A 24,808-nucleotide genomic window follows, 5' to 3' on the forward strand; every position below is an offset into this window, starting at 1 on the left:
AAAACTATTATTCTAAATTCTAAAATAAATATGACTCACTAACCATAAATAAGAACACTCAACTCATAACAAGATTAAGTATTTAACATTTGCCATAATTTATCCTTTAATTCCTGTAATCCTTGTTGAGCAACTGAAGAAATGAACAAGTAAGGAATATTAAGTTGTTCATCAAGTTCAGCTTTTAACTCTTCTTGTAACTCTTCATCAAGCATGTCACATTTAGAAACCACTAAAAGCCTTTCTTTATCTAATAAGTCGGGATTATAACGCCTTAATTCATCTAATAGAATTTCGTATTGTTTTTTGATGTCTGGAGCATCAGCAGGAACCAGAAACAATAAAGTAGAATTACGCTCAATGTGACGCAAAAAACGATGACCAATACCTTTTCCTTCTGCGGCTCCTTCAATAATACCCGGGATATCAGCCATAACAAAGGTTTGAAAATCACGATACTCTACAATACCCAAATTTGGTTTTAAGGTAGTAAACTCGTAATCCGCAATCTTAGGTTTCGCTGATGTGATTACCGACAACAATGTAGATTTCCCTGCATTAGGAAACCCTACCAAACCTACATCTGCCAATATCTTAAGTTCTAAGGTGATATTATGTTCTTGGCCTTCTATTCCTGGTTGAGCATAACGAGGAGTTTGATTTGTTGGGCTTTTAAAATGCCAGTTTCCTCGGCCTCCCATGCCTCCTTCAGCGGCTATGTATTCTTGGCCATTTACAGTAATTTCATGAATAACATTCTGGGTCTCGGTATCCCGTATTACGGTTCCTAGAGGTACATCTACATAAATATCTTCTCCATCAGCTCCGGTACTTCTACTTTTACTACCATGACCTCCATGCTCGGCTCTTAAGTGACGTTTAAATTTAAGATGATGTAATGTCCACATATTAGAATTACCACGTAAAATAATATGTCCTCCACGTCCTCCATCTCCACCATCAGGTCCTCCTTTGGTAATATACTTTTCACGGTGTAAGTGTACAGAACCTTTACCTCCGTTTCCGGAAGTCAAATGCAACTTTACATAATCTACAAAATTTCCTTCTGTCATAATTCTCTTTTCTCGTTTGTTCGGTATTTACAGTATATAGCCCCGAAAAGGTAAAATTTAACTTTCCATCTATAGTAATTGTAGTTCTCTTAAACTCTGGACTACAAATTATCGATAGTTTCGCTTAAGCGAATAGTAATTTCATTTACGGCACCTACTCCATCAACTCCAAAATATTTATTTTCTTTCTGGTAGTAGTTTTTTAAAATTGCGGTCTCATCATAATATACTTTAATACGATTACGAATCACTCCTTCATCAGCATCATCTGGACGCCCTGATGTTTTTCCTCTCTCTAACAATCGTTGCACTAATACCTCATCATCGACTTCAAGGGCTACCATAGCACTCACTTCAGAACCTTTTGATGCTAATAATGATGCTAATGACTCTGCTTGAGCTTCAGTTCTGGGAAAGCCATCAAAAATAAAACCTTGAGCATCAGTATTTTTATCAACTTCGGCATTAAGCATATCAATAGTTACCTCATCTGGTACAAGTTGCCCTTTATCTATATAAGATTTGGCCAACGTACCTAGTTCTGTAGCATTTTTTATGTTATATCTAAAAACATCTCCGGTAGAAATATGCACCAGATTGTATTTCTCTTTTAAAACTTCTGCTTGTGTTCCTTTTCCTGCTCCTGGAGGGCCAAATAACACCAAATTTGTCATGTTTCTTGATTTTAGTTGATAAACTTCAGTGAGATTACGACCTAATCCATTATAATCTAATCCATATCCCACAATAAATTTGTTTGGGATTTCAATCCCTATATAATCTATAGTATTTTCTTTATGATAAGCCTCGGGTTTAAAAAACAATGTAGCTATTTTAAGAGTAGCACAACCTTTATCTTTTAACAATGTAGTCAATACCTCTACCGTATTACCTGTATCTACAATATCTTCCAGAACGACAACCGTTCGACCTGACACATCTTCATTTAACCCAATTAATTCGTTAACTTGATGTGTAGTTTTGGTACCATCATAAGATGCCAATTTTACAAAACTAATTTCGCAATTAGAATTAAATCGCTTCAAAACCTCTGAAGCAAACATAAAAGCACCATTCAACACTGCTATAAACAAAGGGTTTTGATCTTTTAAATCTTCATTTAATCCTATAGCCACTTTATCTATTGCAACTGCAATTTCATCCTCGCTAATAAAGGGAACAAACTCTAAGTCGTGCAGTTTTATCATGCTTTTCTGTAATTACCCTTACTTATTTTTTGATTTAAAGGCGCAAAGATAGTAATTACAAATAAGACTTATAATAGTTTAGCTATTGCATTTACCTTACAATATTATGGTTATTCCTTTTGAAAAAATTATTTTTGTCATTTTAAAGCAAATTTGAAACCCTACAATGACAAATTTTTTCTCATCGAACTTTAAGCTAGGAATATTAGGAGGCGGTCAACTAGGCAAAATGATGTTATATGAAACTCGAAAGTATGATATTAGAACTCATGTTCTTGATCCCAATCTTGATGCCCCTTGCAAAATAGCGTGTGATCATTTTCAACAAGGTAATTTAATGGATTATGAAACCGTCTATAACTTCGGAAAAAAAGTAGACATCTTAACATTTGAAATTGAAACCGTAAACTTACAAGCTTTAGTTCAACTTGAAAAAGAAGGGAAGAAAGTATATCCCAGTGCTAAAACATTAGAAAAAATACAAAATAAAGGCAGGCAAAAACTTTTTTATCAGGAACATAAAATCCCTACAGCTGCTTTTACCAGGTTTTCTAATAAAGCCCATCTTACCGAAGGAATCACCAGCAATAAAATCAAACTTCCCTTTGTATGGAAAAGTACGCAAGGTGGATATGATGGCAAAGGAGTTACGGTGGTAAAATATGGAGCAGACCTGGTAAAGTTACCTGACACAGAATGTATTGCTGAAAGTCTAATTGATTTCAAAAATGAATTAGCAGTAATTGTTGTTCGTAATGTAAGTGGCGAAATTAAAACTTATCCTGTGGTAGAAATGGAATTTCATCCAGAAGCTAATCAAGTCGAATATGTAATATGTCCTGCTAGAATAGAAGAAAAAATTGCCAGAAAAGCAGTTGAAATTGCAGAAAAAGTATCTCAGGCATTTGAACACGTAGGTGTTTTAGCTGTAGAAATGTTTCAAACCCAAGACGACCAGATTCTTGTTAATGAAGTTGCTCCCAGACCTCATAATAGTGGGCATTACAGTATAGAAGCAAGTTATACAAATCAATTTGAACAACACATAAGAGCAATCCTGAATTTACCTCTTGGAGCCACTGAAAGTAAAGTAGCTGGTATTATGGTAAATTTGGTAGGTGCCGAAGGCTATACAGGCGATGTAGTATACCAAAACATAGAGGATATCATGAAAATGAAAGGGGTGACACCACATATTTATGGTAAGAAACAAACACGCCCTTTCAGAAAAATGGGGCACGTCACTATTGTTCATCAAGACATTGATAAAGCAAGAGAAATTGCCCAAAAAGTAAAAAATACAATCAAAGTGATTAGTAACACATAATAACTTTAGGGAAATCTATTTTATCTCTAAACATAAATTGGCTTATCAAAATTAAATAATAAAGACAACAACATTAATACATATCATAATGAGCAAGGTGGGAATTATAATGGGTAGTACAAGTGACATGCCTGTAATGGAAAAAGCTATAGAAATATTACAAGGTTTTGACATTGAAGTCGAAGTAGATATCGTTTCGGCACATCGTACCCCAGAAAAACTTTTTGACTACGGCAAAAATGCACATAACCGTGGTATTAAAGTTATTATTGCTGGTGCAGGTGGCGCAGCTCACCTTCCTGGTATGGTAGCATCATTATCTCCTTTACCTGTTATAGGTGTTCCCGTTAAATCACGTAATTCTATAGATGGTTGGGATTCTGTATTATCAATTTTACAAATGCCAGGTGGGATTCCTGTTGCTACGGTAGCATTGGATGGAGCTCTAAATGCAGGTATCTTGGCTGCTCAGATCATAGGGACAGGTGACACTTGTGTTCTGGATAAGGTTTTAGTATATAAAGAAGGATTAAAACAGAAGGTAATCGAAGGAGCGAAGCAAATAAAGAAATAAAAAAAAGAGCCACTTTTCAGTGGCTCTCTTGAATATCAGGTCTCACAAAAGAATATAACAATATTTATTAACCAACTTAAATATATTACACAAAAAAATTCATTGTAAGACCATTACTCTTAAAACCTACAACAAAGGTAAAACCTTACTTTAATTACACAATAAAAGTAGTCATAAAATTTATACAATTTTCGACGAATTGCATTTTTTGTCGACGAATTGCATTTTTTGTCGTTTTTAGAACACTTTTTTGATCGAAAAAACAGACACAATCATAAAATTTCTTTAAAAAAACCTCCTTTTTGGCTCAAAATAGAAAGAAAGAGCTGCAAAAATTGCAGCCCTTTCGATATATTTGGTCTTCGTATTAAAACAATTATTAATATTCATACCCCAAATAAAAATAACATTCCATTTTAATACTTGACCATACTAATAAACCTGATCAAATCTATTAGTATAAAAATTAGTTTGGTTTAAAATCGATATAACTAAGAGACGTTCTTCGACAAAAGGTCATTTTTTTCGATATAAGAACATAAATAATTAACAACAAAAGAAATTATCAATATAACAATGAAAAATCCATTATTAAACTCGTTTGATGCAGCGCCATTTTCAGAAGTAAAATCATCACACTTTTTACCAGCTATCAAAAACGGTATTGATATCGCAAAAAAAGAAGTTGATGCCATAGTTTCTAATACAGAAAAGCCATCTTTTTCCAATACTATAGAAGCCCTTGATTATTCTGGAGAATTATTAGATAGGGTTACCAGTGTGTTTTTTAACTTAAATAGTGCTGAAACAAATGAGGAAATTCAGAAAATAGCACAAGAAGCATCTCCTTTACTTTCTGAGTTTAGTAATGATATTGCACTTAACCTTGATTTATTTAAAAAAATTGAAGTTGTTTATCAACAGAAAGATATATTACAACTCACTCCCGAACAATCTAGATTACTTGAAAAGAGGTATAAATCATTTTCAAGAAACGGAGCTAATCTTCCTGATCAAAAGAAAGAAAAGCTTAGAGAAATTGATAAAGAACTTTCAACAATAAGTTTAAAGTTTGGTGAAAATATACTTGCTGAGACTAACAAATTTGAAATGCTACTCACTAATGAGTCTGATTTAGCTGGCTTGCCTGAAGGAGCTAAAGAAGCTGCTAAAGCAATGGCAGAAGCAAAAAGCAAAGATGGCTGGTTAGTGACTCTTGATTATCCCAGCTATATTCCTTTTATAACCTACGCCGATAATCGTGAACTACGTAAAAAACTAGCTCTTGCTTTTGGTGCAAAAGGATTCCATAATGATGAGCTTGATAATCAGGAAATTGTTTTAAAAATTGTTAAACTTAGACATGAGCGTGCTCAACTTCTTGGGTATTCTTCTCATGCAGAATATGTTCTGGAAGAAAGAATGGCAGAAACTCCTGATACTGTTTTTTCTTTTCTAAACGAAATTTTAGATAAAGCAAAACCAGCAGCAAAAAGAGAATTTAGTCAACTCGAATCATTTGCTAAAGATCTTGATGGAATTGATCAATTGCAAAAATGGGACGGCGCATATTATTCTGAAAAATTGAAACAAAAACTTTTTGATCTTGATGATGAAAAATTGAAACCATATTTCAAACTAGAAAATGTAATTGATGGTGTCTTTACAATAGCATCTAAATTATTTGGACTCCAATTTGAAGAAATCAATACTATAGATAAATATCACGAAGAAGTTAAGACCTATAACGTAACTGATCTAGAAGGCAATTTTATCGCATTATTTTACGCTGATTTTCATCCTAGACCCGGAAAACGAAATGGAGCATGGATGACTTCATATAAATCTCAAATGCGAAAAAATAATGAAAACATAAGACCACATGTTTCTATCGTTTGTAATTTTACAAAACCCACCCCAAGTAAACCTTCATTATTGACATTTAATGAAGTTACTACTTTATTTCATGAGTTTGGTCATGCTTTACATGGTATGTTAGCCAATACAACATATCCGGGATTATCAGGAACTAGTGTATATTGGGATTTTGTAGAACTGCCGAGCCAGGTAATGGAAAATTGGTGCTACGAAAAAGAAGCTCTTGAAATATTCGCCAAACATTATGAAACAGGAGAAGTTATTCCTATGGAACTGGTACAAAAAATCAAAGAATCTGCCACTTTCATGGAAGGAATGACAACACTAAGGCAACTAAGTTTTGGATTATTAGATATGTCATGGCATGCCGGAGATCCAAGTGCTATTAAAAATGTTAAAGAGCATGAGAAAAAGATTTTTGCCGAAACTTCTTTATACCCTAATGTGTCAGAAAACTGTATGAGTACTGCTTTTTCACATATTTTTCAAGGCGGTTATTCTTCTGGGTATTATTCTTATAAATGGGCTGAAGTATTAGATGCTGATGCTTTTGAATATTTTAAAGAAAACGGAATCTTTAATACTGAAATTGCTGACAAGTTTAAGGAACATGTATTATCAAAGGGAGGAACCGAAAACCCTATGACATTATACAAACGTTTTCGTGGACAGGATCCTAAACCTGAAGCACTTTTAAAACGTGCTGGTTTGATTAAATAAAATCTTATGTCATATCGAGCGTAGTTGAAAAAGTATATTTTACCTCAACTACGCTCCTTATGACTAGTTACATTATTTCTTTATCATTTGTTTAGTATAACTCTTTGCTCCATTAAAAAGTGTCAAAAAATAAATTCCTGAAGAAAACTTAGAGGTATTGATCTGAGTAATTTTGTTCTGAAGCTTCAACTCTTGTAAAATATTACCCTTAATATCCACAACAAGAATACTACCTGATTTCCATAAATCATTATTGACAGTAACCGTGACATATTCCCCATCTACCGGATTAGGAAAAAGCTCAAGTAATGCAGTATCATCTATAAGTTTTGTCGTTGTTGAACTTCTTGCAGATGGTCCACATTCACCAATACGATTCCAACCTGTATTGGTTCTTTCATATAAACTACCCTGATACGTTACTTGATCCCCAGGTTGATAGCTAACAGAGGAGTTATATGGAGCGACCCCTGCACAAATATCTGTATTCCCTCCTCCAGAGGTTTCAGACATCTTTATATCATCAATAACAATATCTCCTTGCCAACTATTACCAGTTAACGCATTAAACCTTAATTGTACTTCACCTCCGGTATATGCATCAAGATTAACTGTTGCTATATTCCAGTTGCTTCCTTGTGACCCTGATTTACTAAAAATACTTGTCCATGTAGTCCCGCTATCAGTACTAGCTTCTACAGATAAACTTCCTACTGCACTACCTAGCATATGATATTGAAAACTTAGCGTAGCTGTTGATAGTCCCGAGAAATCAAAACATGGAGAAGTAAGTATTGCTCTCTTATTAGGAAATCCTGTTCCATTTCCTGAAGCTTCTACATAAATATATGAAGTCCCTTCTATCGCACTGCTTGGTCCTGTTCCATTAGAAGGAGTTCCATTTGAATCTATAGTCCAATTTAAGTTATCTGAAGTTGATTGTGACCAGGCTCCAATAGTACTTTCGAATCCTTGTTGATATGGAAATGCAGTAATATTAGATGTACATTGGCTACCTCCTCCACCTCCTGTGGTTACTCCATTAGATATTTCGATCAGGTATTCTAAAGCTAACTTTGCAAATTTAGCCGCATGTGTTGCATTAGGTGTGGGAGATCTATCAAACGTATCTCGTGTTGTATGGATATTTGGATTACTCTCGTTAAATGTCGCTTCAAATGGAAAAGTTACATCGTACCCTTGCTGTGCCCAACTATAATGATCAGAACAGCCATAATTACATTGTGATGTCCCATAAGTAATTTTATGAGTTCCTGAAGCATTATAATAATTCATTAACTGGATAAGAAAATCATTCAAGGTATCATCATTATATGAATCTGTAGAAACATATACATCATTGGTCGAGCCTTTATAATTAGTCATATCTAATTGCATATAACTTACTACATTTACATTTCGGCTTTTATAATCTTCTGCAATTTCTTTAGATCCTCTAAGTCCCACTTCTTCTGCTGCAAAAGCCATAAATTCTATAGTGCGTTTAGGCTTAAAGTCCATTGCAAATAATACTCTGGCTGCCTCTGTAATAGTTGATATCCCAGAAGCATTATCATCAGCTCCCGGAGCATTTGAATTATTATTATTTCTTGCTGTAGAATCAATATGCCCTCCAATGATGACAAATTCACCTGGCTCCTCCGTTCCGGTTATTGTCATTATAACAGATGGCATTGCTGTACTATTATGGTTTACAATGCGTACAGAAACATCGCTTCTTCCTTGTGCGAGACCTTCCCATTTTGTTTTTAAATCCAAAACAGCCTGACGAGCACTATTTGTTGTATGATACCGTGTACCATAATTCTCCAGCTCCTGAATCTGATTAGCAATATTAACATTATTCACCAAATCAAGACTTTGCCGTACCAAAGCATCTTGTGTAATAGAAAAATTGGTGCTCATCTTCTGAACCTCTCTTTTATTAATGTTTTGGATAGATTGAAGTGCAGCTTTTTCTGAGGTCTCATAAATAAACCCGGGACCATGAACTAATACTTTGTGATGTAATTCTTCTGCAGCATTAGGGCTAAGCATTACTGCACTATATCCATTAGCAGAATTAATGATTTTAATGTCCTCTGGATGATTAATTTTGAGCCCTTGGGCATCTTTGGTTTGCATTGTAGCAAAAAACATGTTGCCTGCCTCTTGAGCAAAACTATGCATCATAAAAAAGCATAGCAAAAGTGTTGAAATAATTCGATTAAATTTTTTCATTATTATATGAGTTTGTGTTAGACTTATAACTTACACAAAATCAACCTTTAACAAAAATGGTATCCCCGCAAAATAATAACTGTATACACTTAAGCTTAAGTGAATTTTCATTATAAACATAAATATCTTTCAATATTTTTTGAAAGTTTAGAATTTTTTATATATTTGTACTATGAATTATGATGAAGCAAAAAACAAATTTATCTCTACTTGGGGATCTCTAGGATCTTTATGGGGAATTAATAAAGCCATGGCACAAATACACGCCTTATTATTAGTTTCACCAGAACCGATGTCCATGGAAGATATCATGGAAGAATTAAAGATTTCCAGAGGGAATACAAGCATGAATTTACGCCAATTAATGGATTGGGGAATTGTTTTCAAAGAAAACAAAATGGGAGAACGAAAAGAATATTTCACTTCTGAGAAGGATGTACAAGAGTTGGCAAGACAAATTGCTAAAGAAAGAAGTAGAAGAGAATTAAAACCAACCATCAAGATCTTAAAAGATGTTTCGAATATTGATGAAGATGGCACCGCCAAAACAAAAGAATTAATAAAGCAAACCAAAGCATTGCACGAAATGGCAGACACCCTTGACATTATGATGAATAAGGTGGTTGGTCAGGATCATAATTGGATTACAAAAGCATTGGTAAAATTAATTAAATAAAAATAATATTCTAAAGTAAGAAGGAGGAGACTCTTTTTTATTTTTAATTATACTTTCAGTTTTTTCTGAAACTTTAAAATAATCAAAACATGAAATTCAATATCCCAATCTGGTTAATAGTCGTAGGAGGAATCGGCCAAATATTTACCGCATTAATCTACCCTTATATCAGGCATAGAGTGTTTGATTGGTATAATGATGTAAAACAACTAAAACCCCTTAATCAAGAAATAGCAAAAACTTACGGAAGATACATACAGGGGCTTAATTTTTCATTTGGATTAATTGCAATTCTGATCCCATCATACTTAAAAGAACAATCACCCCTTGCAATTGCTTTAACGGGATTAATAGCAGCGTACTGGGTTGGAAAAGTGGCTACTCAAATAGCTTATTATCCCATGTATGAAATCCCGAAAAAGCAAATATTTAAAATTGGCGGACACTTTATGAATGGTCTATTTATTCTTTTTGCCTTGGTATACAGTTTATTAACTATTCACAATTGTATTGGTTTTTTTAATCACAATTAAAACTATGAACCTAAACTTAATCGCATATAGTATTTATTTACTCATAACTTTAATCATTATTATTAAAGTGGGTTCTATCTGTCATCGTAATGGAAATATTTTTATTTCTAATCTTATTCCCGATGATATAGAATATGGTATACGAATCAACAATTTACTTTTAACGGGGTATTATCTATTAAATATTGGATACGCAGTAGTTACTTTATCCAATTGGTCAACTATACTCAATCTACCTCAAATGCTAGAAATTATATCATATCATACCGCCATCATTATATGTGCTTTGGCTTCATTACATTATTTCAATCTGTTTTGGATTACAAAATTTATTAAAACTAGTAAAAAACTATAAATACAATACTTATGGAAACTTCTAAGATTTTTATCGGATATATGATTTATCTACCTATTACAATCATTCTAACCTATTTCGTTTCAAAAACACTATTCAAAAACGGAAAAACATTTATGATTGATATTTTTAAAGGTAAAGAAGATATTGCTTTGGCTACAAATCGATTATTTGAGGTTGGTTTTTATCTCTTAAACATTGGCTGGGCTCTACTAATCCTTAAAATTAATACCTATCAATTTCAGAATACCTACCAAAACCTAGTCGAGGTTTTAAGCTCTAAAATAGGAGGTTTCTCCATTTATTTGGGCATCATGTTATTCCTTAATCTCTTTTTATTTTTCAGAGGAAGAAAAAAAGCAAATAAAAGAATGGCAATGTCATCTCAGGTATCCAGGCCTCAAGGTCCAGAAGTTCGATTATAAATTAATTAGTTCTAATCAAAGAGTATTTTTTTCACTCTGTTAAATAGCAATGTTATGAGTACACTTACCATATTACATAAACTAAAACTCAAAAGATCCGCTACCAAAGAAAAAATAATCAGGTTTTATGATGAAGCAACCGAGGATTATGAATTCTGGAGTAAAGATTTTAATATGCATTTTGGGTATTATATCCCATTTAAAACCAGTATTTTCAAAAGAGATACTATGCTAAACGAGATGAATGGGCAGGTATTTGATCGTTTACAAGTTTCAAAACAAAACGCACTAATTGCTGACCTGGGTTGCGGAATCGGCGGGGCTATGCGATATGCACTTAGAAAATATCCTCTACTACGTATCATTGGTGTAACAGTATCTCCTTTTCAGGTTAGTGAAGGAAACAAAAGATTACAGAATATGAACGGATTGATTCTTGAAGAAAACTATACGCGTACATCTTTTAAAACTAATAGCGTAAATGGTGCTTATGCTATAGAGAGCTTTTGTCATTCTGGACATAGTGCAGCAGCTTTCAAAGAAGCATATCGAATACTAAAACCAGGTGCTAAACTCGTTATTGCAGATGCATTCTTAAAAAAAGATGAAGAAGACTTATGTGTCGGAAGCAACTATTGTTATGAACAACTTTGTAAAGGATGGAGTCTAGAAGGCTTAGGAAGTATGGATAAAATAAAGCTTACTTTAGAACAGATTGGTTTCAAGAATATAGTTATAGAAGATGTTTCTGCAAGAGTAGCTCCCTCTGTACTTCATGTGCCTTTTGCTATCACTGGTTTTATGTTAAAAAAACTTTTTAGAAAAGAATCATTAAAACCACAAAGCTGGAAAAACCTTAAAGGGTCTTTATTTGCATTACTCTCTGGCTTGCATATGAGAAGTTTTGGGTATTATCTAATTACTGCAGAAAAATAAAATTAGAAAAGAAATGAAAAAAATAGTAATCGCAGCTGGAACAGGTTTCCTTGGAGAAGTACTGGTAAGGTATTTTAAATCAAAAGCAGAAACCATTGTAATTTTAACCCGTGGAAAAAGTAAAACAGAAAATAATATTCAATTTGTGCATTGGGATGCTAAAACTATTGGAGATTGGGTAATAACACTAGAAAATGCTGATGTTCTTATTAATATGACCGGCAAATCAGTAGATTGTAGATACACTCAAAAAAATAAAGACCTCATTCTAAACTCGAGAGTAGCATCAACCGCTATCTTAGGAGAAGCTGTCAATATGTGTGAAAACCCTCCTAAAACTTGGTTAAATTCGTCTACGGCTACCATCTATCGGCATTCTTTGGATAAAGAAATGAATGAAACCGATGGAGAAATTGGTAGTGGATTCTCTGTTGATGTCGCTACATCATGGGAAAAAACTTTTTTTAATCAACAAACTCTTAAGACCAGAAAAATTGCACTACGAACCTCTATTGTTTTAGGTAAAAAAGGAGGAGCTTTCCCCCCAATTCTAAGATTGACAAAAATCGGTTTAGGAGGAAAACAAGGTCCTGGGGATCAAAAACTGAGCTGGATACACGAAGTAGACTTTGCAAGAAGTGTAGAGTTTATAATAAACAATTCACATATTAAAGGCGTAATTAATATTGTAGCTCCAAAACCATCAACTAACTTGGTCTTCATGAATACACTTAATAAAATTGTAAAAAACCCTATCGCAATTCCGATCCCAAAACCAATACTAGAACTGGGAGCTCGAATTATAAGAACAGATACAGAACTTATACTCAAAAGTAGAAATGTAATTCCTTCAAAACTTATAGATAATGGTTTTCAGTTTTTATATCCAGATCTCGAACTCGCTTTAATTTCTCTTACATAATACTATTTATGACAACAATACACCTTACTACTAAAATAAATGCTCCTATTGAAAAAGTGTTTGACTTGGCAAGAAGTATTGATTTTCATGTAGAATCTGCCAGCAAAACAAAAGAAAAAGCAATTTCTGGAAGAATTTCTGGATTAATAGAATTAAATGAAACCGTTACATGGAAAGGCAAACATTTTGGTTTCTATCTTAAACATCAAAGTTTAATCACAGCCTATAACTATCCCAATCACTTTACAGACCAAATGGTTAATGGGCATTTTAAAAGTTTTAGGCATCAGCATATTTTTAATCCAACCTCATCAGGCACAGAGATGATTGACATAATAGAATATAAAGTCCCTTTAGGTTTTCTGGGAAGAATTCTAAACAGTATTGCCATAAAAAATCATCTTACAAAATTCTTATTATCGCGTAATAGATCAATAAAATTACACTTAGAACGTAAGGAAATCTAAAAAATAAGACTAAGATCTTTATTTAGTATAGATTAAATAAATATTCGTATAGAGTATTCTTTCGGTAAAGCATTTATAAGATTCAACTTTTTATCCTATTTTTGGTGATCATAACAATAGAAAAGACCATGTCAACAAACACCATAGACCCCAACACATGGGTGGATAAGTACAGTGATTATCTGTTTAACTATACCATTGTCAGAGTTGATGATAAAGAAATCGCACAAGATTTAGTGCAAGAAACGTTCTTTGCCGGGCTTAAATCCATGAAAAATTTCAAAGGAGAAGCTAGTGAACGTACTTGGCTGATTTCCATTCTGAAAAGAAAAATCATTGATCATTACAGAAAAATTAATAGTAATAAAGGTAAAGCAGAGGTAAGAATTAATTATAGCACTGATTCTGAAACTGAAGGTGATTGGTTAGAAGAGAGAGTTGCTGATCCTTTTGACGGTAATGCAGAAAGCGAAATAGAAAATGATGAATTGGGTTTAGCAATACATAACTGTATGGAAAAACTACCCGAAAAACAATCCATTATTTTTAAAATGAAAACAATACAAGGTTTCGATACAGAAGCTATTTGTAATGAATTTGATATTACTGCGTCTAACCTATGGGTTATCATTCATAGAGCCCGTACGGCAATGGCCGAATGTTTAGAAAAAAATTGGTTTTAATAAAAAATGAGTAAAGAAAAGGGAATTTTAGTCAGTTGCTCAGAAGCAAATCACTTCTGTGATAAGAATCAGTATAAAGAGGCTACTTTTTGGGAAAAAGTAAAACTTAATATACACTTGATATATTGTAGAGCATGCAGAAAATATACTGCAAAAAACATGAAATTAACAAAATTAGTAAAAGATCCAAAAGTCATCAGTATTAATCGATCAGAAAAAGAATCGATGAAAGAAAGACTAAAACAAAAAATGTCTGAATAACATAAGACATATACATAAATATAATACCCCAAAATAAAAGAATTACGATAATAGTATAATGGAAAAAACTACTAGACTATTTGTATCCTGTGAAGAAGCGAAGTATATCTGTGATAAAAACCAGTATGGTGAAGCTACACTCATAGAACTTATCAAACTTAATATTAGGTTGATGTATTGTAAAATGACAAGAGCATATTCAAAGAGGAATGGAAAGCTTACTAAGGCAATGGATAAATCTAATATTCAGTCAATACCTTCTACTGACAAGGAAGTTATGAAACAAAAACTACAGGAACAATTAACCAAATAAATTCTGTAGAATGATTACTATACCCAACCACATAATAGGAACACTTTCTACCCAAAAAGAACAATAATATTCTGATTGTTTTTTCTCTGTTCCCCATAAAAACAATAAACTAATTGTAGTCACTAAGATTGTACTTAAAATCTCTACAGAGGGAAGCAACCCTCCCTTTGTAGCCGTTAGCAACAAAAAAACGACTAGTAATATACTCCCAAAAACTTTTGTTCTTGTTATTCCGATTTTCTGTGGTACCGTTTCCAAAGTGGCCTCGTCATATTGAAGATCTCTTATTTCAAAAGGTAACATCATTACTATGATAAAAAGAAAACGCTGTACCATCTCTATCCAAAAATCCAAATTAAAACTCCCTTTTGCAAAAACTACAGGAACCATAACAGTAGTACCCGCCCAAATTAAACCAATAATGAAAATTTTCACCCCCGCAACATTCCTCAAGTTTTTCTTATTTGGAAAAACAGGTACAATATAAAGCACTGTAAGTGCAATAAGCGGGATCATATACAAAAGAATTTCGATAGAAAATTTAAATGCCAGATATGTGAATAACAAACTACTCAGAATCGTTAATACACGAATCCCCTTCATTGATTTTGTTAATCTTTTGTGATACAATTTGGATGCATTAGAATATTTCACAAAATTATAAGCAGTAACAGACCCAAAAAAGCTAAAGAAAAGAAACATGTATGCACTCGAAATACCATATTTCATTAAAGTAATCTGAACCAAAGAAACACTTGCTAAAGCAACATGTATACTACCGTGGATGTAAAATCTAAATATACTTTTTAAGGTTTTCACGTTATAAATTTAGGGGTATGTGTTAATAACACCCCGAAATTGGTTAAAAACTTGATACCTTATGGTTAATTTATTGTGAAATTTTTATGGTTTAAATATGTATTTTTGCGGTCTTAATCTCAACTGTTTTTTTCGCTATGAAAACTGACTCTTTTAAACTGCGCCATATTGGTCCATCAGAAAAGGATTTAGGCAATATGTTAAATACAATAAAGGTTGATTCTATGGATCAACTTATCTATGAAACTGTTCCTGATGATATTCTTCTAAAAAACCCACTCAATCTTGCTTCTGCTATGAGTGAACAAGAATATTCCGCACATATGCAAAAGCTTTCTGCAAAAAATAAAGTCTTTAAAACATATATAGGCTTAGGATATCATGAAGCATGTTTACCTGCAGTTATTCAACGTAATATCCTTGAGAATCCAGGGTGGTATACAGCTTATACTCCATATCAAGCAGAAATTGCTCAAGGTAGATTAGAAGCATTGTTAAATTATCAAACCATGATCTGTGATCTTACCGGTATGGAATTGGCTAATGCATCATTACTAGATGAGAGTACGGCAGCAGCAGAAGCCATGACAATGTTATTTGCAGTTCGATCTAGAGCACAGAAAAAAAATGAGGTTAATAAATTTTTTGTTTCCGAAGAAATACTTCCTCAAACACTTTCTTTATTAAAGACAAGAGCAATTCCTTTAGGTATAGAATTAGTAATAGGTGATCATCAACACTTTGATTTCTCTACTGATTTCTATGGTGCTATTGTGCAATATCCGGGTAAATCTGGACAAGTCTATGATTATGCCGATTTTGTGCAAAAAGCACATCAATCTGAAATTAAAGTAGCGGTTGCTGCAGATATTTTAAGTTTAGTAATGCTCAAATCACCAGGAAGTTTTGATGCTGATGTTGTAGTAGGGACTACACAACGTTTTGGAATTCCTTTAGGATATGGTGGACCACACGCTGGATTCTTTGCTACAAGAGAAGCATTTAAAAGAAATATCCCCGGTAGAATCATTGGAGTTACACAGGACTTAAATGGAAATCGAGCGTTGCGAATGGCATTACAGACCAGAGAACAACATATCAAACGAGATAAAGCTACCTCAAACATTTGTACAGCTCAAGTACTACTTGCTGTTATGGCTGGAATGTATGGAGTATATCATGGTCCAGAAGGGTTGACCTATATTGCTTCAAAAGTTAATGCAACTGTCAATACTTTAGCTAAATCTCTAGAAAATTTAGGATTTGAACAACTTAACGCAACATATTTTGATACTATACGTATAAAAGCAGATGCTAACGTAGTTAGAAAAGCTGCCGAAACCCTTGAAGTTAATTTTTTCTATCCAGACGCAAATACAGTCTCTATCTCTCTTAATGAGGCTACGACGATTGAAGATGTAAATACAATTATCAAAATTTTTGCACAAGTAACTAATAGTAAGACTATTGATAAGATAGAACAAATAGAAGATATAAATTCTATTGATCAAAACTTAAAACGTAATACCGAATTCTTAACAAACGAAGTATTTAACGCTTATCATTCTGAAACAGAATTGATGCGTTATATCAAAAAACTAGAACGTAAAGATCTTTCTTTAAATCATTCTATGATTCCGTTAGGTTCTTGTACCATGAAACTCAACGCTGCCTCAGAAATGTTGCCACTCAGTGATCCACAATGGGGTAACATTCATCCTTTTGCTCCTATAAATCAAGCTATTGGATATCAAGAGGTATTAAATAAACTTGAGGATCAACTTACAGAGATTACTGGTTTTGCAGCTACATCTTTGCAGCCTAACTCTGGTGCACAAGGAGAGTTTGCTGGTTTAATGGTCATTCGTGCTTATCATGAATCGAGAGGTGATCATCATCGTAACATATGCTTAATTCCTTCTTCTGCACATGGAACTAACCCTGCATCAGCCGTAATGGCGGGAATGAAAGTAATTGTTACCAAAGCTACCGAAGAAGGAAATATTGATGTAGAGGATCTTAGAGAAAAAGCCTTAAAACATAAGGATAACCTTGCTGCTTTAATGGTAACTTATCCTTCAACTCATGGTGTATATGAGTCAGCAATCAAAGAGATTACTAAAATTATCCATGATAATGGCGGTCAGGTATATATGGACGGAGCTAATATGAATGCCCAGGTTGGTTTAACCAACCCCGGGGCTATTGGAGCCGATGTATGTCATCTTAATTTACATAAAACATTTGCAATACCTCACGGTGGAGGTGGCCCCGGAGTTGGACCAATTTGCGTTGCCAAACAACTAGCTCCTTTTTTACCGGGTAATCCAATTATTAGTACTGGAGGAGATCAGGCTATTACTGCAATTTCTGCAGCTCCCTGGGGATCTGCATTGGCATGTTTAATATCTTATGGATACATAACCATGCTTGGAGCTGGAGGGTTAAAGCAAGCTACAGAATATGCAATCCTAAACGCAAATTATATAAAAGAAAGACTAGATGGCCATTATAGTGTGCTCTATGTAGGCGAAAAAGGAAGAGCTGCTCATGAAATGATTATTGATTGCAGGCCTTTTAAAGCCAATGGTATCGAAGTAACAGACATAGCAAAACGCCTTATGGATTATGGTTTTCATGCCCCAACAGTTTCTTTTCCTGTTGCAGGAACTATGATGATAGAGCCCACCGAAAGTGAAAGTAAGTCAGAATTAGATCGTTTTTGTGACGCAATGATCTCAATTCGTCAGGAAATAGCAGAGATCACTACGGATAACACAAATAATGTTATGAAGAATGCTCCTCATACGTTGGCAATGTTAACTGATGATAATTGGGATTTCCCATATTCAAGAGAGCAAGCAGCATATCCATTATCATATATAGCAGAAAATAAATTTTGGCCATCTGTAAGACGTGTAGATGATGCCTATGGAGACAGAAACCTAATTTGCACCTGTACTCCTATTGAAGAATATATGGAAGCCGAAGCTTAACATTTAAGCTATACAAATTATAAAAGAGGCAACTATATAGTTGCCTCTTTTTGATTAAACTCAAAATTCTATGAAAGATATTACATCACGAAAGGATATCATATTTCTAATGGAAACATTTTACAAGGAAGCATTTGCTGATCCTATGATAGGTATTTACTTTACCGAAATCGCAAAAATCAATCTTAAAGAACATATTCCGCAGATTACAGATTTTTGGGAACAACAATTATTTAGAACAGGAGGATATAAAAAAAATGTAATTCAGATTCATAAAAACTTAGACAATCAAAAAAAAATTAAAAAAGTTCATTTTGATACTTGGTTATCCCTATTTCGTAACACAGTAGATATTAATTTCGAAGGAGAAAAAGCAGAACTTATAAAAACAAGAGCGCTATCTATTGCCACAGTTATGCAACTGAAAATTGAGTAATTTATATTTATTTCTGACTTCAAAAGTAAGTTTGGGCGTTGTAAAAAATATTATGCACGCATAATAAAGTAATCCCATATGTTTACCTTACCTTGTACAACATACAATTTGGGAACGATGAATATCAAAATAACGGGCACGGGAAGCTATATCCCTAGTGAAATTGAGAAAAATGAGGATTTTGTTAATCATCAGTTTTTTAATAATGACGGCGTTCAAATCGAACATGACACTACTACAGTCATAGACAAATTCAAAAAAATCACTGGTATTGAAGAGCGTAGATATGCCTCTGCTAAACAAAATACTTCTGATTTAGCATTTCTTTCTGCCGAAAAAGCTATTGGTAATTCTGGAATTAACCCAGAAACGCTTGATTATATTATTGTAGCACATAACTTTGGAGACGTAACCAAAAATTCTGCACAAGGCGATGCCGTACCTAGTCTCGCCGCAAGAGTAAAACACAAATTAAAAATAAAAAACCCATATTGTGTTGCCTATGATGTCCTTTTTGGGTGTCCTGGGTGGATAGAAGGTGTTATACAAGCCCGATCATACATTAAAAGTGGTATGGCAAAAAAATGTCTTATCATTGGAGCAGAAACTTTATCTCGAGTTATCGATAAACATGATCGTGATTCTATGATCTATTCTGATGGATCAGGTGCTGTAATATTAGAAGACACAAAAGAATCAGGAGGGATCATATCTTCAGTTAGTGCTTCTTACACCTTTGAAGAAAGTAATTTTTTGTTCTTTGGAAAAACATATAACAACACTTCTTCAGACCATAATAAATATATCAAGATGCATGGAAGAAAAATATATGAATTTGCCTTAAACCATGTTCCTAATGCAATGAAAGCATGTCTTGACAAGACAGGTTTTAATATCTTTGATGTCAAAAAAATACTTATCCATCAAGCTAATGAAAAGATGGACGAAGCCATTGTAAAAAGGTTTTATAGCCTTTACGAACAAAAAGTCCCTGATCATATTATGCCTATGAGTATCCAAAAATTAGGAAATAGTAGTGTTGCTACAATTCCAACACTATATGACCTGATTCTAAAGGGGAAAATAGAAAATCAATCTATTCTCAAAGGAGATATCTTATTATTCGCCAGTGTTGGAGCCGGTATGAACATTAATGCTTTCTTATATCAATTTTAATCCATTGATAAAATTCTTTTAGATCTATCTCGGTAATCTATGTAATTGTCTATTTTTACAATCATAATTATTGACCTAATTATTATGTACGAAGGAACTTTTCCTCACAAACGATATCAAAAAACATTAGAATTTTTAAGAGACAATGTCCCTGCTCCTGCTACTATTTTAGATTTAGGAGTTCGAAATCCTTTTGTGGACTTCATGGAAAAGGAAGGCTATACGGTTTCAAACACTTCTGGTGAAGATTTAGACATTGACACCAAAGCTGTCCAGACTGATACCGTTGAAGTCTTAACGGCCTTTGAAATTTTTGAACATCTTATCGCCCCATTTAACGTCTTAAGAGATTGTAAAGCAGATAAGCTTGTAGCCTCCATTCCCTTAAAATTATGGTTCTCCCCTGCCTATCGAAGTAAGACCGACCCTTGGGATCGACATTATCATGAATTTGAAGACTGGCAATTTGATTGGCTTCTTGAAAAAGCCGGGTGGAAGATCATAGCTAGAGATAAATGGACACATCCTATTAAAAAAATTGGATTTCGCCCACTTTTACGATTTTTTACACCAAGGTATTATATTGTATACGCAGAAAGAATCAAAAGTAATTAGTATGCTTCTTCTATAAATTTAAATTTATACTATTTCTTGAAAACATATATTGTCATACCAGCGCATAACGAAGAACAATTCATTGCTAAAACTATTGAGTCTTTGGTATCACAATCTGTTTTACCTCAAAAAATAGTTATCGTTAATGACAACTCCACAGATACTACGGTAGATATCATAAATAAATTTATTGATCAATACGATTTCATAAGTTTAATCGATACCAATTCTTCAGAAGAACATATGCCAGGCAGTAAAGTAATCAATGCTTTTTATCAAGGCTATAGAACACTTGACACTGATTATGATATCATTTGTAAATTTGATGCTGACTTGATTTTCCCTTCAAATTATATAGAACAAATCATAGAACTTTTTAAAAAAGATAGCAGCATAGGAATGGCAGGAGGATTTTGTTACGTCCAAAAAAATCAGGAATGGAAATTAGAAAACTTAACTAACAAAGATCATATTCGGGGAGCATTAAAAGCATATCGAAAAGCATGTTTTAAAGACATTAATGGTCTTAGACCCGCAATGGGATGGGATACCGTAGACGAATTATTAGCTCAATACCATAATTGGAAAATTAAAACAGATGCATCACTACATGTAAAACATCTAAAGCCTACCGGTAACACATATAACTCAAAATCAAAATATAAACAAGGAGAAGCTTTTTACCGTATGCGATATGGTCTTTTGATTACTTTAATAGCTTCTGTCAAATTAGCGTTACGGAAACGACAACCCAAACTCATCAAAGATTATTTGGCAGGATATTTTAAAGCTAAAAAGAAAAAGCAAACATTTCTCGTTTCACCAATTGAAGGAAAGTTTATTAGGAATCTGCGCTGGAAAAAGATGAAAAAAAAATTGATCTAGTATTATTTAAATCTTAAAGTATAGCTAACGCTTTGAAATTGACATTGTAAAATTCTTATATTCAACCCATAACTCATTCAAAATATAGACTCATGAAAATCAAATCTTTTCTTCTATCACTAGGTTGTGTACTATTTTTAGTTTCTTGCAATAAAGAAAACAAAACTGAAAAAGTAGATTATGTTCTTTTCTCAGGAACAGTAAAGAATGCCGTAGAAAATGAAATTAAAATATATGGAGATGGTAATAATTTCGGTCAAACTATAGTAATTAAAGAGGATGGTACATTTTCTGACACCTTAAAAATAGATACTAAAGGTACTTATGGTTTTATAATTGGTCAAGAACGTTCTAGTATATATTTAGATTTTGGAAATCAATTAAATTTATCAATTGATGTTAAAGAATTTGATGAAAGTATAAAATATACAGGGGCTGGCTCAGACGAAAACAACTATTTAGCAGAAAAACTTTTATTACAGGAAAGCTTTTTATCTGAAGGACCTGAAGGATATAAAAATCTATTTAGCAAAGATGCTAAAGAATTCAAAAATGAAGCATTAAAACAAGAGCAAGCTAAAAATGAACTTTTGAAAAAATTCACCAATATAAACCCCGAATTTGTCTCAATCCAAACCAGTGATAATCATTATGAATATCTATCTATGATTAATGATTTTAAAGGAAATCATGCATATTACACAAAAAAAACAGGATATAAGACTCCCGCAGGCTTCCTTGATGAATTAACAAGTTTTGATATTGATAATTCTAAAGATTTTGAATCTTCTCAAGCATACAGACGATTAGTAATGAGTGTCTTTGACAGAATCTCTAGCGAAAAATCTGATGCAGATAGCATCCCGTTTGACAAAGCTCAAATGGAAAGCTTATCAAAGATTAAAAGTAAAAACATTAGAAATATTTTGATTAAAAATATTGCTTATCAAGTCTCTCCTAGGAATGATAACGCTGTTGAATTGTACAACATGATTATGGCGGTCTCTGATGATGACGAGTTTAAAAGTGAATTAACACAACAATTCGAAAAAGTAAAGCAATTAGTTAAAGGAAATGAGTCTCCTGTATTTAATAATTATGAAAATTTTGCAGGCGGAACTACTTCGCTAAACGACCTTAAAGGAAAATATGTATATATCGATGTTTGGGCAACCTGGTGTGGCCCGTGTAAAGCTGAAATTCCACATCTTAAAAAAATAGAAAAAGAATTTCATAATAAAAATATCGAATTCGTTAGTATATCTATTGATAAAAAAGCACAACACGATGCTTGGAAAAAGATGGTTACAGAAAAAGAGTTAGGCGGTATTCAATTATTCGCCGACAACAATTGGTCTTCTCAATTTATTGTTGATTATGGGATACAGGGAATACCTAGGTTCATTTTAATAGACCCAAACGGTAAAATTGTAAGTGCCAGTGCTCCTAGACCATCTGATGCCAAACTTCTTGATGTTTTCAAGGAATTAAAAATATAAATGAAGTTATTCTGATTAAAAATCAAGACATACTTAAAAGGCTAAATCCTATTGATAATAAGATTTAGCCTTTTACTATTACGATTGTATGTATTGATTTAATTATTCTAAAACAAATGACAATACATCTCCAGTCGCTCCATTTGGAAAAGTAATTCCTAGCAACGCAGAAATTGTTGGAGCGATGTCTGGTATATGTGTTTTTCTTGTTGTGCTCCCCTTTTTAATACCATAACCAAAAAATAATAATGGAGCATGGGTATCATAATTTAAGCCACTTCCATGAGTAGAACCGGTTTTTGAATACGAAATCGTAGCGGGGTCTAAAACAATAACCACATCTCCACTTCTTTTTTGATTATATCCTTTCTGTACCAAAGCTACAATACCAGAAGAAAACTCTCCATTTTGCAATTGACTTCTGGTAAAAACTTTGTCTATCTGATCTTCTTGTAATACAAAATGAGCTATTGCATTCTGCAATTCTTCTGACACAACATTATTTTTTGACAATGTTTTATAGTTAAAAAACACTTGATTGTTAGAAATATTTTCAATCAATCCGTCTACTTTAAACTTTTCTTTCACAAATGTCTCCACTTTGGTTTTAAAAGCATCTCTATCAAAATAGCCCGAAGGAATTTTAACCGACTGCAAGTAAGAAGGTACATGAACTGCTCCATGATCAGCTGTTAAAAAAACTGTATACTCTCCTTTACCTACTTTTGTATCTAATGCAGTAAAGAAACGTCCCAAATCCTTATCTAATCGTAAATATGTATCCTGAATTTCTTTTGAATTTACTCCAAAATTATGTCCAACATAATCTGTACTAGAAAAACTAACCGTTAAAAAATCTGTAACCTCATCAGCACCTAATTCTTCTCCCTCAATCGCTGCTATTGCAAAATCAGCCGTTAGACTATTTCCAAATGCAGATGATTTTAAAATATCATATCCAGAATTTTCATCTTTTAATTTAGCCAAGTCATAAGGGAATGTAGCTGTCTCTTTTCCTTTATACCCTCCTTCAAATTTATTTTGATCCTCACCACTTTCGGTATATGTTTTAATATCATACAATGTATTCCATACCTTAAAATAAGATTTGGCTTGACCAGAGTTATTAAATTTTTCAACCCAACCTGGTAAATCATTTCGATAGTATGTACTTGTGATCCATTTTCCTTCGTCCTTCCCTCTAAACCAATATGCCGCATTAGCAGAATGCCCTGCAGGCAAAATAGCTCCTCTGTCTTTTATTGCAATTCCTATAGTTTTTCCCTTTAACTGGGTATGTAATCTATTTTGATCGGTTACGGTGGAGGTTTTCATACGATGAGGCGACATTCTTTCCATATCACTCTCTGAACCTACTGCCTTAACTGAAGAATCACTAGCACAATACACCATCTCTTTACTAAACTTATCATACCAATGATTAGAGATTATACCATGGTTTTGCGGTGTTGTTCCTGTAAAAACAGAAGCATGGCCGGGTCCTGTATATGTAGGTACATAATTAAAATGGTTATTCTTACAATTATACCCCTCTCGAATCATACGTTTAAATCCATCTTCTCCAAATCTACCATAAAACCTTGTGATATAATCATATCGCATTTGATCTACTACAATACCAACAACAAGTTTTGGTGAACTATTAATCTTATTCTCCTGCGAATTACAAGGAATACACAGTAAGGCTAACCATGTTATTAGAAATACTTTCTTTGTCATTACTTTATAAATTTAAGTCGCTAAAGTACTATTTGTACAAATGTAAAACT

24 protein-coding genes are annotated in these 24,808 nt (G+C 33.3%); 19 read left to right on the plus strand and 5 right to left on the minus strand.

The window, feature by feature from the left end; all coding sequences use genetic code 11:
• Positions 1 to 74 precede the first annotated feature (74 nt).
• The gene (gene obgE / locus PQF96_RS05565; RefSeq protein ID WP_271765368.1) at positions 75 to 1,073 is read right to left on the minus strand and encodes a GTPase ObgE; all 999 of its coding nucleotides are present in this window, start codon (positions 1,071 to 1,073) and stop codon (positions 75 to 77) included.
• A 101-nt stretch (positions 1,074 to 1,174) separates the two neighbouring features.
• On the minus strand, positions 1,175 to 2,281 hold the full coding sequence (locus tag PQF96_RS05570; RefSeq protein WP_271765369.1) for an adenylate kinase: 1,107 nt from the start codon (positions 2,279 to 2,281) through the stop codon (positions 1,175 to 1,177).
• Between the two features lie 166 nt (positions 2,282 to 2,447).
• Here PQF96_RS05570 and PQF96_RS05575 point away from each other — a divergent pair, with 166 nt between their 5' ends.
• The 3 genes from PQF96_RS05575 (at position 2,448) to PQF96_RS05585 (ending at position 6,780) form a co-directional block, all read left to right on the plus strand.
• On the plus strand, positions 2,448 to 3,608 hold the full coding sequence (locus PQF96_RS05575; RefSeq protein WP_109435206.1) for a 5-(carboxyamino)imidazole ribonucleotide synthase: 1,161 nt from the start codon (positions 2,448 to 2,450) through the stop codon (positions 3,606 to 3,608).
• Positions 3,609 to 3,696: 88 nt separating this feature from the next.
• The gene (gene purE, locus PQF96_RS05580) at positions 3,697 to 4,182 is read left to right on the plus strand and encodes a 5-(carboxyamino)imidazole ribonucleotide mutase (RefSeq protein WP_271765370.1); all 486 of its coding nucleotides are present in this window, start codon (positions 3,697 to 3,699) and stop codon (positions 4,180 to 4,182) included.
• Positions 4,183 to 4,758: 576 nt separating this feature from the next.
• Entirely contained in the window at positions 4,759 to 6,780 is a 2,022-nt protein-coding gene (locus PQF96_RS05585; RefSeq protein WP_271765371.1) for a M3 family metallopeptidase, read from the plus strand.
• Between the two features lie 72 nt (positions 6,781 to 6,852).
• Here the strand turns inward: PQF96_RS05585 and PQF96_RS05590 are convergent, their stop codons facing one another.
• On the minus strand, positions 6,853 to 9,021 hold the full coding sequence (locus tag PQF96_RS05590) for a M20/M25/M40 family metallo-hydrolase (protein ID WP_271765372.1): 2,169 nt from the start codon (positions 9,019 to 9,021) through the stop codon (positions 6,853 to 6,855).
• 172 nt (positions 9,022 to 9,193) lie between these two features.
• Between PQF96_RS05590 and PQF96_RS05595 the strand changes: the two genes are divergently transcribed.
• The 10 genes from PQF96_RS05595 (at position 9,194) to PQF96_RS05640 (ending at position 14,592) form a co-directional block, all read left to right on the plus strand.
• The gene (locus PQF96_RS05595) at positions 9,194 to 9,697 is read left to right on the plus strand and encodes a GbsR/MarR family transcriptional regulator (protein ID WP_109435210.1); all 504 of its coding nucleotides are present in this window, start codon (positions 9,194 to 9,196) and stop codon (positions 9,695 to 9,697) included.
• Between the two features lie 89 nt (positions 9,698 to 9,786).
• Complete coding sequence (locus PQF96_RS05600; RefSeq protein WP_271765373.1) at positions 9,787 to 10,230, plus strand: hypothetical protein; 444 nt, start codon at positions 9,787 to 9,789, stop codon at positions 10,228 to 10,230.
• 4 nt (positions 10,231 to 10,234) lie between these two features.
• Positions 10,235 to 10,585, plus strand: coding sequence for a hypothetical protein (locus PQF96_RS05605; RefSeq protein WP_109435212.1), 351 nt, complete (start codon positions 10,235 to 10,237; stop codon positions 10,583 to 10,585).
• A gap of 11 nt (positions 10,586 to 10,596) precedes the next feature.
• A complete protein-coding gene (locus PQF96_RS05610; RefSeq protein ID WP_271765374.1) occupies positions 10,597 to 11,010 on the plus strand; it encodes a hypothetical protein in 414 nt (137 codons plus the stop codon).
• Between the two features lie 54 nt (positions 11,011 to 11,064).
• Entirely contained in the window at positions 11,065 to 11,946 is an 882-nt protein-coding gene (locus tag PQF96_RS05615; protein ID WP_271765375.1) for a methyltransferase domain-containing protein, read from the plus strand.
• 13 nt (positions 11,947 to 11,959) lie between these two features.
• Positions 11,960 to 12,868 carry a TIGR01777 family oxidoreductase gene (locus PQF96_RS05620; RefSeq protein ID WP_271765376.1) on the plus strand — a complete coding sequence of 303 codons (909 nt, stop codon included), beginning with the start codon at positions 11,960 to 11,962 and terminating at the stop codon, positions 12,866 to 12,868.
• An 8-nt stretch (positions 12,869 to 12,876) separates the two neighbouring features.
• A complete protein-coding gene (locus tag PQF96_RS05625) occupies positions 12,877 to 13,335 on the plus strand; it encodes an SRPBCC family protein (protein WP_271765377.1) in 459 nt (152 codons plus the stop codon).
• Between the two features lie 128 nt (positions 13,336 to 13,463).
• Positions 13,464 to 14,018, plus strand: coding sequence for a sigma-70 family RNA polymerase sigma factor (locus PQF96_RS05630; protein ID WP_109435217.1), 555 nt, complete (start codon positions 13,464 to 13,466; stop codon positions 14,016 to 14,018).
• Positions 14,019 to 14,024: 6 nt separating this feature from the next.
• Complete coding sequence (locus PQF96_RS05635) at positions 14,025 to 14,279, plus strand: hypothetical protein (protein ID WP_109435218.1); 255 nt, start codon at positions 14,025 to 14,027, stop codon at positions 14,277 to 14,279.
• 58 nt (positions 14,280 to 14,337) lie between these two features.
• Positions 14,338 to 14,592, plus strand: a complete 255-nt coding sequence (locus PQF96_RS05640; protein ID WP_271765378.1) for a hypothetical protein — start codon at positions 14,338 to 14,340, stop codon at positions 14,590 to 14,592.
• Here the strand turns inward: PQF96_RS05640 and PQF96_RS05645 are convergent.
• Positions 14,581 to 15,411: a UbiA prenyltransferase family protein gene (locus PQF96_RS05645; RefSeq protein WP_271765379.1), complete on the minus strand. Its 831-nt coding sequence runs from the start codon at positions 15,409 to 15,411 to the stop codon at positions 14,581 to 14,583. The genes PQF96_RS05640 and PQF96_RS05645 overlap by 12 nt on opposite strands.
• Positions 15,412 to 15,548: 137 nt before the next feature.
• Between PQF96_RS05645 and gcvP the strand changes: the two genes are divergently transcribed.
• The 6 genes from gcvP to PQF96_RS05675 all read left to right on the plus strand — a co-directional run bounded on the left by gcvP (position 15,549) and on the right by PQF96_RS05675 (position 23,018).
• On the plus strand, positions 15,549 to 18,407 hold the full coding sequence (gcvP, locus tag PQF96_RS05650) for an aminomethyl-transferring glycine dehydrogenase (protein ID WP_109435221.1): 2,859 nt from the start codon (positions 15,549 to 15,551) through the stop codon (positions 18,405 to 18,407).
• A 70-nt stretch (positions 18,408 to 18,477) separates the two neighbouring features.
• Positions 18,478 to 18,843 (plus strand): group III truncated hemoglobin, encoded by a 366-nt coding sequence (locus PQF96_RS05655; RefSeq protein WP_109435222.1) that lies wholly within the window; start codon positions 18,478 to 18,480, stop codon positions 18,841 to 18,843.
• A 117-nt stretch (positions 18,844 to 18,960) separates the two neighbouring features.
• Positions 18,961 to 20,019, plus strand: a complete 1,059-nt coding sequence (locus tag PQF96_RS05660; protein WP_271765380.1) for a 3-oxoacyl-ACP synthase III family protein — start codon at positions 18,961 to 18,963, stop codon at positions 20,017 to 20,019.
• An 84-nt stretch (positions 20,020 to 20,103) separates the two neighbouring features.
• Entirely contained in the window at positions 20,104 to 20,634 is a 531-nt protein-coding gene (locus PQF96_RS05665) for a methyltransferase (protein ID WP_109435224.1), read from the plus strand.
• A 36-nt stretch (positions 20,635 to 20,670) separates the two neighbouring features.
• A complete protein-coding gene (locus PQF96_RS05670) occupies positions 20,671 to 21,519 on the plus strand; it encodes a glycosyltransferase (protein ID WP_271765381.1) in 849 nt (282 codons plus the stop codon).
• A gap of 92 nt (positions 21,520 to 21,611) precedes the next feature.
• A complete protein-coding gene (locus PQF96_RS05675) occupies positions 21,612 to 23,018 on the plus strand; it encodes a TlpA family protein disulfide reductase (protein ID WP_271765382.1) in 1,407 nt (468 codons plus the stop codon).
• A gap of 102 nt (positions 23,019 to 23,120) precedes the next feature.
• On the opposite strand, the gene pafA is transcribed toward PQF96_RS05675, so the two are convergent.
• A complete protein-coding gene (gene pafA, locus PQF96_RS05680) occupies positions 23,121 to 24,758 on the minus strand; it encodes an alkaline phosphatase PafA (RefSeq protein ID WP_271765383.1) in 1,638 nt (545 codons plus the stop codon).
• Between the last annotated feature and the right edge of the window lie 50 nt (positions 24,759 to 24,808).

The sequence above is a fragment of the Aquimarina algiphila genome (assembly GCF_947494415.1).
Classification (GTDB): Bacteria; Bacteroidota; Bacteroidia; order Flavobacteriales; family Flavobacteriaceae; genus Aquimarina; species Aquimarina algiphila.

What these genes read in the sequence shown, in the direction of transcription:
- PQF96_RS05585 (WP_271765371.1), top strand. Translation starts at nt 4,759, where the DNA reads ATGAAAAATCCATTATTAAACTCGTTTGATGCAGCGCCATTTTCAGAA.
- PQF96_RS05600 (WP_271765373.1), top strand. Translation starts at nt 9,787, where the DNA reads ATGAAATTCAATATCCCAATCTGGTTAATAGTCGTAGGAGGAATCGGC.
- PQF96_RS05630 (WP_109435217.1), top strand. Translation starts at nt 13,464, where the DNA reads ATGTCAACAAACACCATAGACCCCAACACATGGGTGGATAAGTACAGT.
- PQF96_RS05675 (WP_271765382.1), top strand. Translation starts at nt 21,612, where the DNA reads ATGAAAATCAAATCTTTTCTTCTATCACTAGGTTGTGTACTATTTTTA.
- PQF96_RS05635 (WP_109435218.1), top strand. Translation starts at nt 14,025, where the DNA reads ATGAGTAAAGAAAAGGGAATTTTAGTCAGTTGCTCAGAAGCAAATCAC.
- PQF96_RS05570 (WP_271765369.1), bottom strand. Translation starts at nt 2,281, where the DNA reads ATGATAAAACTGCACGACTTAGAGTTTGTTCCCTTTATTAGCGAGGAT.
- pafA (WP_271765383.1), bottom strand. Translation starts at nt 24,758, where the DNA reads ATGACAAAGAAAGTATTTCTAATAACATGGTTAGCCTTACTGTGTATT.
- PQF96_RS05655 (WP_109435222.1), top strand. Translation starts at nt 18,478, where the DNA reads ATGAAAGATATTACATCACGAAAGGATATCATATTTCTAATGGAAACA.
- purE (WP_271765370.1), top strand. Translation starts at nt 3,697, where the DNA reads ATGAGCAAGGTGGGAATTATAATGGGTAGTACAAGTGACATGCCTGTA.
- PQF96_RS05595 (WP_109435210.1), top strand. Translation starts at nt 9,194, where the DNA reads ATGAATTATGATGAAGCAAAAAACAAATTTATCTCTACTTGGGGATCT.
- PQF96_RS05575 (WP_109435206.1), top strand. Translation starts at nt 2,448, where the DNA reads ATGACAAATTTTTTCTCATCGAACTTTAAGCTAGGAATATTAGGAGGC.
- PQF96_RS05610 (WP_271765374.1), top strand. Translation starts at nt 10,597, where the DNA reads ATGGAAACTTCTAAGATTTTTATCGGATATATGATTTATCTACCTATT.
- PQF96_RS05605 (WP_109435212.1), top strand. Translation starts at nt 10,235, where the DNA reads ATGAACCTAAACTTAATCGCATATAGTATTTATTTACTCATAACTTTA.
- PQF96_RS05665 (WP_109435224.1), top strand. Translation starts at nt 20,104, where the DNA reads ATGTACGAAGGAACTTTTCCTCACAAACGATATCAAAAAACATTAGAA.
- obgE (WP_271765368.1), bottom strand. Translation starts at nt 1,073, where the DNA reads ATGACAGAAGGAAATTTTGTAGATTATGTAAAGTTGCATTTGACTTCC.
- PQF96_RS05620 (WP_271765376.1), top strand. Translation starts at nt 11,960, where the DNA reads ATGAAAAAAATAGTAATCGCAGCTGGAACAGGTTTCCTTGGAGAAGTA.
- PQF96_RS05625 (WP_271765377.1), top strand. Translation starts at nt 12,877, where the DNA reads ATGACAACAATACACCTTACTACTAAAATAAATGCTCCTATTGAAAAA.
- gcvP (WP_109435221.1), top strand. Translation starts at nt 15,549, where the DNA reads ATGAAAACTGACTCTTTTAAACTGCGCCATATTGGTCCATCAGAAAAG.
- PQF96_RS05660 (WP_271765380.1), top strand. Translation starts at nt 18,961, where the DNA reads ATGAATATCAAAATAACGGGCACGGGAAGCTATATCCCTAGTGAAATT.
- PQF96_RS05615 (WP_271765375.1), top strand. Translation starts at nt 11,065, where the DNA reads ATGAGTACACTTACCATATTACATAAACTAAAACTCAAAAGATCCGCT.
- PQF96_RS05590 (WP_271765372.1), bottom strand. Translation starts at nt 9,021, where the DNA reads ATGAAAAAATTTAATCGAATTATTTCAACACTTTTGCTATGCTTTTTT.
- PQF96_RS05640 (WP_271765378.1), top strand. Translation starts at nt 14,338, where the DNA reads ATGGAAAAAACTACTAGACTATTTGTATCCTGTGAAGAAGCGAAGTAT.